Annotated in this window: 11 protein-coding genes; 3 read left to right on the top strand and 8 right to left on the bottom strand. The window is 62.1% G+C overall.

Annotated elements, in window-relative coordinates; translation table 11 throughout:
- Window positions 1-330: 330 nt before the first annotated feature.
- The gene (locus tag OGM60_01610) at window positions 331-3,012 is read right to left on the bottom strand and encodes a cation-translocating P-type ATPase (GenBank protein ID UYI99517.1); all 2,682 of its coding nucleotides are present in this window, start codon (window positions 3,010-3,012) and stop codon (window positions 331-333) included.
- A gap of 441 nt (window positions 3,013-3,453) precedes the next feature.
- Between OGM60_01610 and pyk the strand changes: the two genes are divergently transcribed.
- A complete protein-coding gene (gene pyk, locus OGM60_01605; protein ID UYI99516.1) occupies window positions 3,454-4,914 on the top strand; it encodes a pyruvate kinase in 1,461 nt (486 codons plus the stop codon).
- A 754-nt stretch (window positions 4,915-5,668) separates the two neighbouring features.
- On the top strand, window positions 5,669-6,406 hold the full coding sequence (locus tag OGM60_01600; GenBank protein ID UYI99515.1) for an endonuclease domain-containing protein: 738 nt from the start codon (window positions 5,669-5,671) through the stop codon (window positions 6,404-6,406).
- Here OGM60_01600 and OGM60_01595 read toward each other — a convergent pair.
- The 6 genes from OGM60_01595 to pheS all read right to left on the bottom strand — a co-directional run bounded on the left by OGM60_01595 (window position 6,403) and on the right by pheS (window position 13,983).
- The gene (locus OGM60_01595) at window positions 6,403-7,251 is read right to left on the bottom strand and encodes a hypothetical protein (protein UYI99514.1); all 849 of its coding nucleotides are present in this window, start codon (window positions 7,249-7,251) and stop codon (window positions 6,403-6,405) included. The genes OGM60_01600 and OGM60_01595 overlap by 4 nt on opposite strands.
- 79 nt (window positions 7,252-7,330) lie before the next feature.
- Window positions 7,331-8,101: an energy-coupling factor ABC transporter ATP-binding protein gene (locus OGM60_01590; protein UYI99513.1), complete on the bottom strand. Its 771-nt coding sequence runs from the start codon at window positions 8,099-8,101 to the stop codon at window positions 7,331-7,333.
- A gap of 44 nt (window positions 8,102-8,145) precedes the next feature.
- On the bottom strand, window positions 8,146-8,982 hold the full coding sequence (locus tag OGM60_01585; protein ID UYI99512.1) for an energy-coupling factor transporter transmembrane protein EcfT: 837 nt from the start codon (window positions 8,980-8,982) through the stop codon (window positions 8,146-8,148).
- Window positions 8,983-8,986: 4 nt separating this feature from the next.
- On the bottom strand, window positions 8,987-10,045 hold the full coding sequence (cbiM, locus tag OGM60_01580; GenBank protein ID UYI99511.1) for a cobalt transporter CbiM: 1,059 nt from the start codon (window positions 10,043-10,045) through the stop codon (window positions 8,987-8,989).
- 245 nt (window positions 10,046-10,290) lie between these two features.
- Complete coding sequence (gene pheT, locus OGM60_01575; GenBank protein ID UYI99510.1) at window positions 10,291-12,744, bottom strand: phenylalanine--tRNA ligase subunit beta; 2,454 nt, start codon at window positions 12,742-12,744, stop codon at window positions 10,291-10,293.
- A 162-nt stretch (window positions 12,745-12,906) separates the two neighbouring features.
- Window positions 12,907-13,983 (bottom strand): phenylalanine--tRNA ligase subunit alpha, encoded by a 1,077-nt coding sequence (pheS, locus tag OGM60_01570; protein ID UYI99509.1) that lies wholly within the window; start codon window positions 13,981-13,983, stop codon window positions 12,907-12,909.
- A 505-nt stretch (window positions 13,984-14,488) separates the two neighbouring features.
- Here pheS and OGM60_01565 point away from each other — a divergent pair.
- Complete coding sequence (locus OGM60_01565; protein ID UYI99508.1) at window positions 14,489-16,063, top strand: carboxypeptidase M32; 1,575 nt, start codon at window positions 14,489-14,491, stop codon at window positions 16,061-16,063.
- A 217-nt stretch (window positions 16,064-16,280) separates the two neighbouring features.
- On the opposite strand, the gene glmM is transcribed toward OGM60_01565, so the two are convergent.
- Window positions 16,281-17,612 carry a phosphoglucosamine mutase gene (gene glmM / locus OGM60_01560; GenBank protein UYI99507.1) on the bottom strand — a complete coding sequence of 444 codons (1,332 nt, stop codon included), beginning with the start codon at window positions 17,610-17,612 and terminating at the stop codon, window positions 16,281-16,283.
- Window position 17,613: the final 1 nt, after the last annotated feature.

Below are 17,613 nucleotides of genomic sequence, written 5' to 3'. Positions count from 1 at the left end.
GGAGCTTCGGTCGCGAGCTTCCGACGACGATCGCGCTTAGCCCGCGCCCCCGTCGTCTTTTTCTTCGCCTTAGCCTTAGCCTTGCCCACAAGCGCCTCCCAGCACCACAAATCACAACTGAGCAGGTATTTTACCCACAAAAAAGAGTCGGTCGAGCAAACGCTCGACCGACTCACATACTTTCCCTCAGCTAATGGTCCCGAGAGGTTATCCGAAGGCCCGCCCGCCGGGAGGGGTTTCCTAAGGGCACATCCCGCAGCGCGAAACGCGAGGACGTGCCCGTGGAAACCCCGCAGGCGGTCGGGCCGGTGGGAAGGATGGCCTTTCGACCTACTCCTTCTCGACCGCGCGCATGATCGCCTTGTAGATCTCCATCAGCGGGATGATCAGGAAGGCCAGCCCCAGCGCGGCAAGAACACCCTTGAGCTCAAGCGTCACAGGTCCAAAGAACATTTCGGCAAGCGTCGGCTGTACGGTTACGATCACCGTCAGCACCAGCGCCAGCGCGGCAGAGGCCCACAGCCACTTGTTCTGCTTCTTCATACTAAACAGCGACGCACGACGGCTGCGCATATTGAAGCAGTGGAAGATCTCGACCATGTTGAGCGTGATGAAGGCCATCATCACGCCTTCCTCGTCGGCGTTGCCGGCGATCATATCGGCGATGTGGATGTAGCCCATGTCAAAGTACACGCCCACAAAGAAGCTCGCCAGCACCAGCACGGTGATGATCAAGCCCTGGACCACACAGTCCAGGCCCATATTGCCGGCAAAGACACCGTCCTTGGCGTTGCGCGGCTTGCGCTTCATGATGTCGCCCTCGGCATCCTCCATGCCCAGCGCGAGCGCGGGGAAGCAGTCGGTGACCAGGTTCACCCACAGCAGCTGCACCGGCTGGAAGATGGTAAAGCCAATGAGCGTGGCGATAAACACCGAGAACACCTCGGCAAGGTTAGCCGAAAGCAGGAACTGGATGACCTTGCGGATGTTGTCGTAGATGCGACGGCCCTCTTCGCAAGCACCGATGATGGTGGCGAAGTTGTCGTCGGCGAGCACCATGTCGGCGACGTTCTTGGTAACGTCGGTACCGGTGATGCCCATGCCCACGCCGATGTCGGCGCGCTTGATGGACGGGGCGTCGTTGACGCCGTCGCCCGTCATGGCCACGATCTGGTCGCGCGACTTCCAGGCCTCGACGATGCGGGTCTTGTGCTCGGGCTGGACGCGGGCGTACACGCCGTAGTCCTCGATGTGCGCGTCGAGCTCCTCGTCGCTCATGCGATCGAGGTCGGCACCGGTGATGGCATGGCTGCGATCGGTGACGATGCCCAGCTGCTTGGCGATGGCCACGGCGGTGTCGATGTGGTCGCCCGTGATCATGACGGTGCGGATACCGGCGTCATGGGCCTCGCGGATGGCATCGGCGACCTCGGGGCGGACAGGATCAATCATGCCGGACAGGCCGCAGAAGACCAGGTCGTGCTCGAGCGCAGCGGGACTGCAGTCGGCGGGAACCTCGGTGTAGGTGCGGCTCGCCAGCGCCAGCACGCGCAGGGCCTCGTCGGCCATGGCCTTGTTGGCTGCCACGAGCTCGGCGCGGCGCTCCCCAGTCAGCGGAACGACCTTATCGCCCTCGTAGATATGGGTGCACAGACCAATCACCACGTCGGGCGCGCCCTTGGTGTACTGCTCGTACTCGCCGTCCAGGGTCTCGACGACCACAGACATCATCTTACGGCCCGAGTCGAACGGGGCCTCGCCCACGCGCGGGTGCTCGGCAGTCAGGCCAGTAAGACCAGCCTTGCCGGCATCGTTGACGAGTGCACACTCGGTCGGCTCGCCCACGGCCTCGCCCAGTTCCTCGTCCCACTGGGCATCGGAGCACAGTGCCATACCGGCCAGGAACTTCTCCTTGGGCGCAGCGAGCTCGTGCTTGACGACGGTCATCTTGTTCTGGGTAAGGGTGCCGGTCTTGTCGGAGCAGATGGTCTGCGTGCAGCCGAGGGTCTCGACGGCAGAAAGCTTGCGGATAATCGCCTGGCGCTTGGCCATCTTGGTCACGCCGAGCGACAGCACGATGGTCACGACGGCGACCAGGCCCTCGGGGATGGCAGCGACGGCGAGCGAGACAGCGACCATAAAGGTGTCGAGCAGGGCGGTCGGGTCGGTAAGGACGTTGCCCACGCCGTGGCGGAGGATGTCAACGCCAAAGATCACGACGCAGATGATAATCACCATGATGGTGAGGATGCGGCTGAGCTCGGCGAGCTTCACTTGCAGCGGCGTGAGCTCTTCCTTGGCCTCGGCCAGGGCGCCGGCAATCTTGCCCATCTCGGTATCCATACCGGTGCCGACTACGACGGCGCGGCCACGGCCGTACACAACGGTGGAACCCATGTAGCACATGTTCTTGCGGTCGCCGAGCGGCACGTCATCGGTGCCCGCGGCAAGCTCGATCACGTTGGCGTGCTTCTCTACGGGCACGGACTCGCCGGTGAGTGCGGCCTCTTCGATCTTCATCGTGGCGCTCTCGAGGACGCGGCAGTCGGCCGGAACGGAGTCGCCCGCCTCGAGCATGATCACGTCACCGGGCACGAGCTCGGCGCTCGGCAGATGCACGAGCTTGCCGTCGCGCAGCACCTTGGACTGCGCCGCGCTCATCTCCTGCAGGGCCTCGAGGGCCTCCTCGCTCTTGGCTTCCTGGACCACGCCCAGTACCGAGTTGACGATAACGACGAACATGATGATGACGACATCGGCAAAGTCGGGCTCGCCCTTGACCATGCCCGTGAGCGCGCTGATGACGGCGGCAACGATCAGCATGATGACCATGGGGTCGGCCATCTGCTCAAAGAAACGCTTCCACAGCGGCGTCTTCTCGGCTTCCTCGAGCTTGTTAGGGCCTGTCTTGGCGAGGCGCGACGACGCCTCACCGGTGCTCAGGCCGAGGTTCTCATCGACGCCTTGGTCGCTGAGCACCTCCGCCGCGGCGGACAGGTATTCCTTTTGCATATAGAGTCCCCTCCTGGGATTCGGGCCACTCAGCAGATTGATGCCCGATCATAATTCCCAGGAGAAGGGCAAGGGCTCATCAAGGCTGCCGTGCTGAGCGGCAGTTGATAGTGGAGCTATGGTACCCCAAAGCAACGCGTCTAGCCAAAACAATCCATTTGGAAATATGGTCCATAAGCAACGGTGCAGGCCGTGTGATGCTCAACATTGATAAAACGTTTTTTCTTCGGCGCATCATCAAATTGAAATATCGCCCAGATAGCAGCGGTTAGAACGGTTGGTAAAGTTTTTGCATATACCGTTTTTCCGCAAAAAATGAACTTCTAATTCGGCATACGGTCGATTTTTTGGGGTATTCGGTCGCCATTTCGTTATAATCAACTCAGTTTTATTTCTTATGGTTTATCTATCAGCGCAAGACGATGTCAGATGGAGGTCTGAATGTACAAGCGCACTAAGATTGTATGCACCATGGGTCCCGCCTGCGATAGCGACGAGACCATCCGCGAGATGATCAAGGCGGGCATGAACGTCGCCCGTTTTAACTTCTCGCACGGCTCCTACGACGAGCACCACGGTCGCATCGAGCGCGTCCGTCGTATTTCCAAGGAGCTCGGTATGCCCGTCGGCATCCTGCTCGACACCAAGGGCCCCGAGGTCCGCACCGGCCTTCTGGTCGATGGCAAGAAGGTTGCCGTCAAGACCGGCGACAAGATCGTCGTCACCGCTCAGCCCACGTCCGAGGATTTCCACGGCACCTCTGAGCACATCTCCCTCGACTACCTGGCTCTGCCCTCCGAGGTCGAGAAGGGCTCCCTCATCCTGATCGATGACGGCCTGGTTGCCCTCGAGGTCGAGTCCGTCGACGGCCAGGACATGACCTGCGTCGTCAAGAACGACGGCCTGATCGGCGAGCGCAAGGGCGTCAACATGCCCAACGTCAACATCTCGCTGCCCGCTATCACCGAGCGCGATCGTCAGGACATCCTCTTTGGCCTGACCGAGAACATCGACTACATCGCCGCTTCCTTCATCCGTGACGGCGAGTCCGTCCGCGGCATCCGCGAGCTTTGCCGCGAGAACGGTGGCGAGCACGTGACGATCTTCCCGAAGATCGAGTGCGCCCTGGGCGTCGAGAACTTCGACGAGATCCTCGAGGCTTCCGACGGCATCATGGTTGCCCGTGGCGACCTGGGCATCGAGATCAAGCCCGAGCTCGTTCCCCACATCCAGAAGGAGATCATCGCCAAGTGCAACGCGGCCTACAAGCCCGTTATCACCGCTACGCAGATGCTCGACTCCATGCAGCAGAACCCGCGCCCGACGCGCGCCGAGGTTGCCGACGTTGCTAACGCCATCTACGACGGCACCGACGCCGTTATGCTCTCTGGCGAGTCCGCTGCCGGTAAGTACCCGGTCGAGGCCGTTAAGATGCAGGCCAGCATTGCTCTCGAGACCGAAAAGTACCTCCCGGCTCACGCTCCGCTCGAGGTTCCGGCCGATGCCCACGGCACCCGTGTTGTCAACAACGTTGTGGGTATGTCCGCTGTGAACATGGCTACCACCGTTGGCGCCAAGTGCATCACCGTGCCGACGACCACCGGCCGCACCGCTCGCCTGATCTCGCACTTCCGTCCCAACATGCCGATCTGCGCGTTCTCCCGCCACGAGTGGGCCGTCCAGCAGATGATCATGTACTGGGGCGTTATCCCGCACCAGGCCGAGATTACCCAGGGCACCGTCAACGGCACGATCGTCAAGGCGATCGAGACCGCTAAGGAGCTCGGCTACGTCGAGGCCGGAGACCTGACCGTCGCTACCGCTGGCGATCCCCGCATGAGCGTCCAGCTCGAGGACAAGGTCTCCTCGACCAACGTCGCTTACGTCGCTCAGGTGCGCTAAGTCGTACTTGCAAGCACACTTGCATTGCAAAGGGCCCGGAAGGCAAAGCCTTCCGGGCCCTTTTTCTATGCCAATGCCGGCGCACAGCAAAACACGCACTCATTTCTTTACCAAAAGTGCGAAATCCACCCTTCGAGGCCCAATGAATAAAGTCCCAAGCGCTAAAAGTGTTCGCCCGGTGGCAAACCCACACCTTAACCGACGCTAATAAATCGTTTTAGCAAGAGCCAGATCGACCTGGTTTTCGGAAGTGCGGGGAAAAATTGCTTACCTCCGAGTACAAGCCCTTTTATTTCAACAAAACCCCTGATAAAGTTCGCTCAAATACCGCTTGTGGTTTGCCTGTTTGTCTTTTTCCCCGCACTTCCGAAACCGATAGCTTTTCTAGCCCAAACTACGCTCAAACGATCGGATCGCCATGTCATTTCTTGCCTGCGGACCCACGGCTTTTCAGTACTATCGCATCCCGCCCCAGATACTGGGACTCTATCCGGCAATCCTGCCGCCCGACCATGACCATCGCTTGGTACACTACTCAAAACAACCAGTATTTAAAGACTTGCTCGGCACACCAGTTTGGAGATTCGTGGGCGAAAGAAAACAGCGCGCGAACGGAAAGCTATTTCATAGCCGTCTGCTAACCCAAGAGCCGCCTCCTGGGTCGTTTAGGCAGACTGAGCATGGGTTTGATGTCACTTCACCGGAGTTCACGCTGCTCAGCCTTGCCACGCAGGTCTCACGCAGCCAGTTACTCATGGCTTGCTACGAGATGTGCGGCTCCTTTGCAGTGTTTAAGCCCTGCGAGCGAACGCAACAACAACTCGATGAAGCTATTTCGCTTAAGCTCATTCCGCCCAGCTGCGGCTGGGAGCGAGCTAACGACACCAAGGGCAATGACACCAACTTGTGGAAGCGCACGCCGCTTCTTACCGCAGCGGATATCGCCGCGTTCGCCAAGCAGGCCGCAGGCCTGCGCGGCGTTAAGCAGCTCCGCTGGGCCGCCGAACGCATGACAGGACAGACCGCCTCGCCCTTTGAAGTCCAGACGTCAATTCTCATCTCGCTCCCCCGCGATGAGGGCGGTCTGGGCATCGACATCACCAATAACGCGCGCATCCCGCTCAGCGAAGCCGCGCGTTCGCTGTATGACAAAACCTGCTGCTACGCCGATATCCTCATCGAAAGCGCCACCGACAGCATGGGCGTCATCCTTGAATGCCAAGGCCGCTCCGCCCACGACAGCGAAGCCGCGAGCCTCTCCGATGCCGAGCGCGCCACCGCACTCACAAGCATGGGCTACGACGTCATCCAAATTACCTATGACCAGATCAAGGAGAAGAAGAGCTTCAACCACATAGCCGAGCTCATCCATAAAAAGGCTGGGCTTCCCTACACCCCAAAGACTAAACAGGAGCGCACTGCCGAAGATGCCCTGCGGCAAGAGCTACTTGTCGATTGGGTTGAGCTATTCACTGCCGGGCCGGCCAGCTAGCAGCTAGCAATCAGGGGCAGCGCAGACACATCGGGCGATTCGACACGGGCGGCAAAACCCGCCTCGGTTAGCTCGACGACCTCGGTAAACGTTGCATCGAAAAACTCCTCGGTTAGCAAGCGATACGGCGGATGATCGGGCTCGCCGGGGTTTTCGCGTACAATCTCGTGCATAACGCCGATGGTCTTGAGCACATACTCCTTATGGATGGGATACTGACCAAAACGCGTCGCCGCAGTATAGAGGCGATCGGTCGCGCGCGGAATCGAAACAATGCTGAGCGTCTTGCCAAACCAGTCAAAGTCGCCTTGCTTTTTAATGCGGAATTCCTCGCACGGCTTGCCGCCGTGCGCCTCCAGGTACTGGTTCACGCGGGTATTCCACACAGTATCGGCCACAAGGTGAGACCAAACGCCCAGCGTCAGATCGAGCAGCGACTGCGCCACGTCATCGGGCGCGAGCGAAAACTCACAGGCGCCGGGACCGGCAACCGGCTCGGCGTCCTTGTAACGTTGGGGATAATGCACCCGATTGAGTCGCTCGCGTTCCTCGACAATCGAGGTGGCCTCAGCAGGTTCGCCCGCGGGTGCGCCTTTAAGCAGCGGCGCCACATAGGTATCCCAGAACTCATGCTCACGAGGCTTAGGGATAGGCTCGGGCTTTGCAAAGTGCGTAATGCGATACGGAATGGGATCAGCGATGCCAGGGACCATATAGCCCACGAAGATATCCGGAACCACGCAGCCAAACAAAAAGGCATTGCGGTCGCGCACGCTATTGGCAAGCGCACCGCTGCGCTCCAGCAAACGCTCCGTCTGAGCGATATGAATGTTCCAGCTTGGCATAGCCACCCCCATAAAAACCTGGATAACTATACCATCACGGCAAAGCCGCGCGGGCGGCTACGCACGCTCTACGCAGCAACTATTCCGCAGCGCCGCTCTCGGTTCCATACGACGACACCGGCGCCTCGACCACATGGTGATATCGATCGATATAGATGGCGCGGGCACCCAGGCGCCGCACCAAATCCTGATGATGTGTGCTCATCAAGACCGTCTTGCCGGCAGCAACATAGGCCAGTAGAAAGTTGACCACGATGTCGCACGAGTCCTCGTCAAGTCCGTTGGTAGGCTCGTCGAGCACCAGGATATCCGGGTTCATCGACACCACCGCAGCCAGCGCAACGCGCTTCTTTTGCCCGCCCGAGAGCTGATAGGGAGAGACGTCGGCAAGATCGGCAACCTGGAACAGCTCCATGGCATCGCGCACGCGGCGCTCGAGCTCGTCTGCCGGCAGTCCCATTTGAGCCGGGCCAAACGCGACCTCCTCGCCCACCGTAGCGCAAAAGAGCTGCGCATCGGCGTTTTGGAACACAAAGCCCACGCATTGATGGAACCGCTGGGCCGTCGCGGAATCCTTGAGATATGCCGCATCGACCGCATGCCCGTCGAACAGGTACGCACCCGCGTCCGCGAGCTCAAGGCCGTTAATAAGGCGCATGATCGTCGTCTTGCCGCAGCCGTTGGGACCTAGCAGGGCAACGAGCTCTCCACGGTCCACCTGCAGCGAAACGCCGTCGACCACCGTATGGCCCGCATAGGAAAACACCACGTCATGAAACTCGATGAGCGGCGTTGTTTCGACGCCAGCAGCACCGCTCGCGCCCATCGCGCCATTTGTATCGTTTGTCAAAACGTCGCCCTTCCCTACTCACATCGACGGTTCGACCGCCCGCGCTACAGCACCGCGCACAATACGGCGAGCAGAGCCACAACGGCCGCGTAAACGGCATCGCGCCAGCCAAAGCCGCTACGCGCGGGGGCCGGGTACGCACCGGCAAAGCCGCGGCAGAGCATGGCCTCGTCCATCGCGCGGCTGCATTCCATCGCCTTGATAAACGTCATGCCCATGATACCCGCCAGCGAATCGGTGCGCGAAAAACCCGCAGGCGCGGAACCGACGCTGCGCAGCATGACTGATTCGCACAGATCGTGCGCCGTGCGTCCCAGCACCTCGATATGCTTGAGTGCCATATCAAACGTAAAGATAACCTCATCGGGCAGGTGCAGCATTTTGAGCGCCGCCGACATGCGGCTCCAGGTGAGCGTCCACGAAACACCCAGCACCAGCGACACATTAATAAACGTCTTGAGCGCGATCTTGAGCATGGCGCCCGTGGCAGACGCGCCCAGCAGCAGGGCAGGCAGTGCCAGAACCACCGCGAGCCCCGCAGCGCCAAGCGCCGGCACAAAGGTTGCCCGCAGCCCGCGTACGGGGCGTACGGCAACGAGCACCAACACGATAGCCGCCATCAACATGAGGTACAGCGGGCTTTGCGTCAGACACACGCACAGGACGCAAACGAACATCCCCACCAGACGCACCGGAGCCGAAACGCAAGAAAGGGCGCGGTCGACCATCGACCCGCCCTCGTGCGCACCTCCACCCAGGCGAACCCGCTCAAGCAGGCTCGCCAGGTGCAGGACATTCTTTTGCATCACACGATGCCGAGCCCCCGCGGGCTCGTATCGCTCCTCGGCCGCAAGCCAGCTAGGCAGCTCGACCATTTGCATGCGCTCAGCTTTCCTTAACCGTCAGCGAAATCAGGCGGAATGCGATGGTGAGCACCGCCACGCCAATCACACCGGAAAGGATATACATGGCAGCCTGGCCGGCAAAGCCAAGGCCCTGTTCCTCGGAATAGGCCTGCAGGTAATCACCCGTGGGCAGCGCGTCGGCAAAGGTCGGAGTATCGAGGCCGACCGAAGCCTGCAGGCTGTCGTCGCCAGCCTCCTGAACGGCAGTTGCGGCGCCCTCGGCGTCCCACTCACCCCAGGCGTCACCGGTGGCAAGCAATCCCAGCGGCGTGGCCACCACGAGCACGGCGACCAAAATGAGCGTGGGAACCAGCGAGGTCTTCTTGACAGCAGCGCCCTCGGCAGCAAGCTGGCCATCGATGGCCCCGGGCCCGACGATAATGCTCGGCGCCGTCTTCTTGATAAAGCCGTAGATGGCGGCCGTCGCCACGCCCTCGATCACGCCGGCAACCAGCATATGCGGGATCAACATGGCAGGAATAGCCACGGACAGCGGGAAGGGGCAGTACAGCGGAGCGCCCGAAGCATTCGTGAAGAGCATCGGCTGAATACCGAACTCGATTGCCGCGCACAGGGCCGCCAGGCACAGGCCGACCCAGCCGCTTACGATGGCAGAAACCGAGGTGCCCCAGCTCTTGTCGTGCAGACGGCTGTTGAGCGCACGAAACACGATAGCAGCGACAAACGGCAGCACAAAGGCCATGTTAAAGCAGTTGGCGCCAAACGACAGAACGCCGCCGTCGCCAAATAGCAGCGCCTGCAGCGCTAGCGCGACCGAGACGGCAATGGCAGCGGCCTCGGGGCCAAGCAGCAGCGCGATGAGCGCGCCGCCAACGGCGTGACCCGTGGTACCGCCGGGCAGCGGCACGTTGAACATCATGAGCAAGAAGGAGAATGCGGCGCAGATGCCCAGGAACGCCATATGCTCGCGATCGAGCGTGGCGCGCACCTTTTTGATGCAGTGAACCCATACGGGCACCATCGCCACCGCCATGACGGCATCGGTCTGCGGGGACAGGTAGTTGTCTGGAATGTGCATATACGCCTCCCGGTTATCGGCGCGCGGAATTGCAACGCCGCTAAAATCACCTTGTCAGTGTTACGTAATGTCAGATTCGTAACACGCCGCGGGCTATCATAGCAAAACGGCGCACTGCCGACAAAGCAGCACGCCGTTATGTAATGCGCGTGTCATATATGCAGGCTCAGCAGCGCCTTATATCGAGCATAGCAGTCACGTAGGACTCGGCGGCAGCCACCGCTGGCCTATACCCAGCGCAAATCCTAGCCGCGGACCTCGCCGTTTACGCCCTTGCACACCTTGGTGACGATCTTCTGGTGTGCCTTCTCGACTTCTTCGCTGGTGAGCGTGTGGTCGTCGGAGCGATACGTAAGCGCAAAGGCCATGGACTTCTTGCCCGCTCCGATGCGGATGGGATCGCGGTAGACGTCGAACAGGCGCACGCCCTCGAGCAGCTTGCCACCGGCGCTGGTAATGCGGCGCTCAAGATCCTCGCAGGTCACGGAGTTATCGACCACGATAGCCAGGTCGTGCTCAACAGCCGGATACTGCGAGAACTCGCGGTAGTTCTCCTGGTTGCGAGCGCCCTTGATCAGCTTGTCCAGATCGAGCTCAAAGGCAACAACGACCTCATCGATGCCCATCGCCTCGCGCGCCTCGGGGTGAATCTCGCCGACCCAGCCCAGCACGGTGCCGCCGGACAGGACCTCGGCGGCGCGACCCGGCTGCAGGAAGGCATAGCCCTCGCCCTCGACAGGACGGAAGCGAACTTTCTCGATGCGCAGCTGGGCGAGCAGCTCCTCGACGATGCCCTTGCCAAAGAAGAAACGCAGCTTACGGTACTTCATGGTCCAAGACTGCTCGCTCCACTGGCCCGAGAGCACGCCCGCCACGGACTTGGTCTCCTTGGGCAGGCTGGCGTTCTCGCGGCCGTGGAACAGGCTGCCGACCTCGTACAGGTGCACATTGGGCGTGCCGTGGGCCTCGTTATAGGCCACAGACTGCAGCAGGCCCGGCAGCAGCGAGCGGCGCATCTCGGTCTGCTCGGCCACCAGCGGGTTCATGAGCACCACGGGGCAGCCGCGGCCCTCGGTGGACATGCCGATCTTCTCCAGGTCGCCCGGGGCGGCAAAGCCAAAGGTCGTGGTCTCGTTGAGGCCGCAGGCGCGCAGGATCTCGCCGACCTTGCGGGTAAGCTTCTGCTCGCGCGTCAGACCGCCGATGTGGTTCTTGGCAGCCGGGATGGTCGCCGTCACACGGCCCATGCCCCACAGGCGCAGGACCTCCTCGATCAGGTCAATCTCGCGCGGCAGGTCGGGACGGAAGCTCGGCGGGGTGACCATAAAGTCCTCGCCGTCGCGCTCGACGGTGCAGCCCAGGCGGGTGAGTGAGCGCTCGATAAAGTCGGGCTCGATGTCGGCGCCGCAGATGGCGTGCACGCGGGCCAAGCGCAGCTTGATGCTATCGATGGTCTTGGGCGCGGGGAACACGTCGACATAGCCGGGAGCGACCTCGCCGCCGGCGATCTGTTCGATGAGAGCGCAGGTAACGTTGGCGACGTCCACGCAGCCGGTCTCGTCAACCTGGCGCTCAAAGCGAATGGAGGCGTCGGAGATCAGCGACAGGTCGCGGCTGGTGTGCGAGGTGCGACCGGCGTTGAAGCAGGCGCTCTCGACCATCACATCGACGGTGTCGTCCTCGATCTCGGAATCCATACCGCCCATAACACCGGCCAGCGCCACGGGGCGCTCGCCGTCGGTGATGAGGCCCATGCCGGCGTCGAGCACGCGCTCCTCGCCGTCGAGCGTCGTGAACTTCTCATCCTGCTGGGCGGCGCGAACCACCACGCGACGCCTGCCCTCGCGCTCGGCAAAGGTGTCCAGGTCAAAGGCGTGCAGCGGCTGACCGGTGAGCATCATCACGTAGTTGGTGATGTCGACGATGTTGTTGTGCGGACGCACGCCCAGGGCGTTGAGGCGCTTGACCATCCAGTCGGGCGAGGGGCCGACCTTCACGTTGCGCACGATGCGGGCGACATAGCGGTCGCACAGGCCCTCGTCGGCAATCTCGACCGAAAGCTCGTCGTCGGTCGCGCGGCCGGTCTCGGCCTTGATGGCGGGCAGCTCAACGTGGAAATCGCGATCGAAAATGGCGCCGGTCTCGCGGGCCATGCCGATCATGGACAGGCAGTCGGGACGGTTGGGCGTGATCTCGCAGTCGAGCACGGTGTCGCTCGAGCCCACATACTCGGCAAACGGCATGCCGCAGGGCGTGTCCTCGGGCAGGATCATGATGCCGGAGTGGTCGCCGCCCAGGCCGAGCTCGCGCGCAGAGCAGTTCATGCCCATGGACACGACGCCGCGAAGCTTGCTCTTCTTGATCTTGACGTCGCCGGGCAGAACTGCGCCGATCATGGCCGTGACGATGTGGTCGCCGGCCTCGAAGTTCTGCGCGCCGCAGACGATCTGCAGCGGAGCGGGGTTGCCGTCGGCGTCGAGGTTCTTGTCGCCCACGTCGACCGAGCACACATACATATGGTCGCTATCGGGGTGCGGGGTCTTGGTGAGCACCTTGGCGGTCACCACGTGGTCGAAGGACTCGCCCACGGTGTCGATCGCCTCGACCTCGGTGCCGGTACGGATATATTCGTCCGAAAGGGTCTTGGGATCCTCCGGAATATCGATCATGGTCTTGAGCCAGTCGTAAGAAACGCGCATGTAGCTCTCCTAGTTCTTAATCTCCGCAAAGGGAGGAATATCAAATGAAGACGTTCGCCTTAGGGTTGTCCAGGTGCCCCAGGTTGGCGTGAAAGAGGAGCGACGCGTACTAAAGGTACGCGAGCGACGGTTTGAACGCCAAGATGGGGTGCCTGGGCAAGCCTAAAACTGGTTCAGGAAACGCATATCGCCTGTCATCAACGTACGCAGGTCCGGCAGGTCGTAGCGCAGGGCCGCGACGCGCTCGGCGCCAATACCAAAGGCGAAGCCGGTGTACTTCTCGGGGTCGATGCCGCAGTTGATCAGGACGTTGGGATCGACCATGCCGCAGCCCAGGATCTCGATCCAGCCGCTATGCTTGCAGAAGTTGCAGCCCTTGCCGCCACAGACGTGGCAGCTCACGTCCACCTCGCAGGAAGGCTCGGTGAAGGGGAAGAAGTGCGGGCGATAGCGCGTCTTGCGGTCCTCGCCAAACATGCACTTAACAAAGTAGTCGAGCGTGCCCTTGAGGTCGCCAAAGGTGATGCCCTCGTCGACGACCAGGCCCTCGATCTGGTTGAACTGCGGCAGGTGGCAGGCGTCGGCCGTGTCGGGACGGTAGACGGTGCCCGGGCAAATCATGTAGATGGGCGGCTTTTGCGACTCCATGGTGTGGATCTGCACGCCCGAGGTCTGGGTGCGCAGCAGCACGTCGGACTCGCCGTGGGCGTGAGCCTCGGGGTGCGCAACGCTGCCGGGGTTATTGTCGACCACATAGAAGGTATCGCGGGCCGAGCGGCTCGGGTGATCCATGGGCGCGTTGAGCGCGGTAAAGTTGTAGTAGGAGGTATCGACCATGGGGCCAGACTCGACGGTGTAGCCGATGCCGCTAAAGATGTCCTCGGCCTCCTCGATGATCTGCTTGATCAGGTGCTGGTGACCGATCTGCGGACGGATGCCCGGCAGCGTGATGTCGACGGCCTCGTGCTCGAGTGCGTGCTTGAGGGCGGCGGCCTTCATCTCGGTGGTGCGCTCGTCGAGCATGCCCTCGATCAGCTGGCGCATCTCGTTGGCGCGCTTGCCCATCATGGGACGATCCTCGGGGGCGAGCTTGCCCATCATGCGCATCAGGCCGGTGATGCGGCCCTTGCGGCCGAGCAGCTCAACGCGCGCGGCCTCGAGCTTTGCGGCGTCGTCGGCGCCTGCGACGAGCTCCTTGGCCTCTTCCTCGAGTTTGACCAGATCATCAATCAGACTCATGTCTTCCCTTTCGTCTCTCGCGCTCCCCGCTTGCCGAGGCGGCTGCCGCCGCCTGACATTGCGAAAACGCGGCCCGATCCGGTAACAAAAAACCGCCCTCGGGCATGTGCATTGCCCAAGGACGGTTGAATTCCGCGGTACCACCTTGTTTGACCCGGCGGATGTCTGGCCCGCCGCGCCCACTCTTTGCCCCTTGTCGCGAGGCTCACGGCTTCCCTACTGGGGACATCGCCGCCGCTGGCCGCGTGCCCGTTGAGGTCGCTGCTCGGGAGTGAACGCTTGGCCCTTGTCACCGCAGGAAGGCTTGCAGCCCATGACCTTCCCTCTCTTGCCGGCGACGCGGCGGGCAAAACCCTCTCCGTCAACGCATTGGGCTACAGGATACCACATTGTGTGAGCGTATCGCCGCGTTCCGTTTTGTTCGTGCTGGGTACAAGACAGGTAGCTGTGCAAACTGGCCGTGCGCCCATCCGTGGCGCTCGGCTCGCGAGATCAAGGATATGGTATGGGAAAGAAGCACGATAAGAAGGCCGAGCCCGCAGCGGGCAAGACGCCCAAAGGCATGAAGGTCGATAAGGCCGTAAAAAAATTCCGCAAGCTCGAGGGCAAGCTGTGGACCCGCGAGTACCTGCTCAAGATTGCCGAGTTTGACGGCGCGACCATTGCCCCCGCCAACGGCGCCGCAGCGCGCGCCGACGCCATGGGCACCCTTGCCGGCGAGCATCATAAGCTCCTGACCAGCGAAAAGTCCGTTGAGCTCGTGCGCTCGCTGGCACGCGAGACCGTCGCCGACGGCAAGATCGACGACCCGCAGCTGCTCGACGAGATCCGCGTGCTCGGCCGCGACCAGCGCGAAGCGAGCGCCATCCCCACCGAGGAGGCCGAGGCCTGGACCAGGCTCACCTGCGAGGCAGACGCCGTGTGGCACAAGGCCAAGACGGCCAATGACTGGGCGAGCTTTGAGCCCTATGTGGATAGAATCGTCGCCCAGCTTAAGCATCAAGCCGAGCTCATGGACCCCAAGCGCGACCCATACGACGTTTGGCTCGACCAGTACGAGCGCGGCCTTTCCACCAAGAGCTTCGATGCGTTTTGCGATGAGGTCAAGGCTACGGTCGTGCCGCTCGTGCACGCCATCGGCGAGCGCGGCCAGCAGCCCGCTGCCGACTTTTTGCACGCCCGCGTGCCCGAGGCTGCCCAGCGTGCCATGAGCTTCGATCTTATGAAGCTCGTCGGCCTGGATCTGGACGACACCACGCTTGCCTTTACCGAGCACCCGTTTAGCGAGGGCTTCTCGGTGGGCGATGCGCGCATCGCGACGCACATCTACGAGGACGACTGTATCTCCAACGTCTACAGCATCATCCACGAGGCGGGGCACACCATGTACGAGCTGGGCGTCAATCCTGCCTATGCGCGCACCTGCCTGGAGGGCGGCACCTCCATGGGCATCCACGAGAGCCAGAGCCGCTTTTTCGAGAACACCGTGGGTCGCAGCCGCGCCTTTATGGGGCCGCTGCTCGAGGTGCTGCGCCGCCATGCGCCCGAGGTCTACGGCGACGTCGACGAGGACACGCTCTACCGCGCCGTGAACATCGCGCAGCCGTCGCTGATCCGTACCGAGGCCGACGAGCTCACCTACCCGCTGCATATTATGGTGCGCTACGAGATCGAGCGCATGCTGTTTGCCGGCGAGGCCACGGCCAAGGACATCCCCGCGCTTTGGAATCGCTTTATGGACGAGTACCTGGGCATTCCCGTCCCCGACGACACGCGCGGCTGCCTGCAGGATACGCACTGGAGCGGCGGCTCGTTTGGCTACTTCCCCACGTATGCGCTGGGTAGCGCCTACGACGCCATGTTTGTGCCGGCCATGTGCCGCGACGGTGTCGACCTCAACGGCGCCTGTGCGAGCGGCGATTTGGCGCCCGTCCGCGCCTGGCTGGGCGGGCACATTTGGCAGTGGGGCCGTGCCAAGGACGCGCCGGAGCTCATCAAGGGCGCATGCGGCATGGCGTTCGATGCCCGCTACTACTGCAGCTACCTGCAGGACAAGTTCACCACGCTCTACGAGCTGTAAAGCCTAGGCAACACGCCAACGCAAAGGGGCGCCGCAGGATCTATCCCGCGGCGCCCCCTTTTCCACCTAAGCCAGAGACCCGGCACTTGGGGACGTTCCTTTTTTGCCGGCACGATAGGAACGTCCCCAAGTGCCGGAAAATGAAATTGAACGTCAGATTGCCGCTTGGGGCCGTTTGCAGCGTCGAGCAGTTACGCGGTTTGGTAAAACCGCGTAACTACAGAGCTTCCAGCGCGTTGGCAATGCGCTTCATGGCGGCGTCGGCAGCTGCCTGGTCAGGGGCTTCGGCCAGCACGCGGATCACCGACTCGGTTCCGCTCTTGCGCACCAGCACGCGGCCCTCGCCCGCCAGCGACGCCTCGGCCTCGGCAATGGCGGCCTGCACGCCCATGTTACCCAGCGCGGCGTCCTTGTCCGTCACGTGCACGGCAACCTGCGCTTGCGGCAACAGCTTGCACGGAGCCGTGAGCTGCGAGAGCGTCTCGCGCTCGGCACGAATCACTTCCATCACACGCAGCGAGGTCATAATGCCGTCGCCCGTGCGTTCGATATCGCCAAAGATCGTGTGGCCCGTCTGCTCGCCGCCCAGGCTGTAGCCGCCCTCGCGCATCTTTGCATACACGTGACGGTCGCCCACGCCGCTGGTCACGGCGCTCAGACCGGCAAGCTCCAGCGACTTGACCAGGCCAAAGTTGCTGGCGATCGTCGGCACCACGGTGCCGCCCGAGAGGCGCCCGTGCTTGTTTAGATACACGCCGCACACGTACAGGATCTGGTCGCCGTCGACCACGCGACCGCGCTCGTCCACGGCCAGGCAGCGATCGGCATCGCCGTCATAGGCAAAGCCCACGTCCAGGCCCTGCTCCACCACGTGGCGCTGTAGGCGCTCCATATGTGTGGAGCCGCAATCGACGTTGATGTTAAAGCCATCGGGCGCGGCGTTGATCACGCGCACATCGGCGCCCAGCGCGTCGAACACCGGCTTGGCCACCGAGGACGCCGAGCCGTTGGCGCAGTCGAGACCGATCTTAACGCCCTGCAGCGAAAAGTTCGCGCTGGCAATGAGCGAGGCAATATAGCGGTTGCGACCCTGCATGTAGTCAACCGTGGCACCGATGTGGTTGCCCGTAGCCAGCGGCACCTCGCTCTTGCCATCGATATAGTCCTCGATGAGCTCCAACACGTCCTCGTCCATCTTAAAGCCGTCGCTGTTGACGAGCTTAATGCCGTTATCGCAAAACGGGTTGTGGCTCGCGCTGATCATGATGCCGCAATCGAAGCAGCCCTCCACGGTCTGATGCGCCACGCCCGGCGTCGGGATCACGTGCAACATGTAGGCGTCCGCGCCGCTCGCGACCAAGCCGCTCACCAGCGCCGCCTCGAACATATAGCTCGAGCGACGCGTGTCCTTGCCCACGATCACGCGCGCCTTGGCCCCGCGGTTGGCGCCGTAATACCAGCCCACAAAGCGGCCGATCTTATAAGCGTGCTCCACCGTCAGCCCAACGTTGGCCTCGCCGCGAAAGCCGTCGGTGCCAAAGTACTTCATA

It is taken from the genome of Coriobacteriaceae bacterium, from assembly GCA_025757745.1.
Classification (GTDB): Bacteria; Actinomycetota; Coriobacteriia; order Coriobacteriales; family Coriobacteriaceae; genus Collinsella.
Note: the sequence above shows the minus strand (reverse complement) of the source record. Positions and strands in the feature narration are given on the sequence as shown.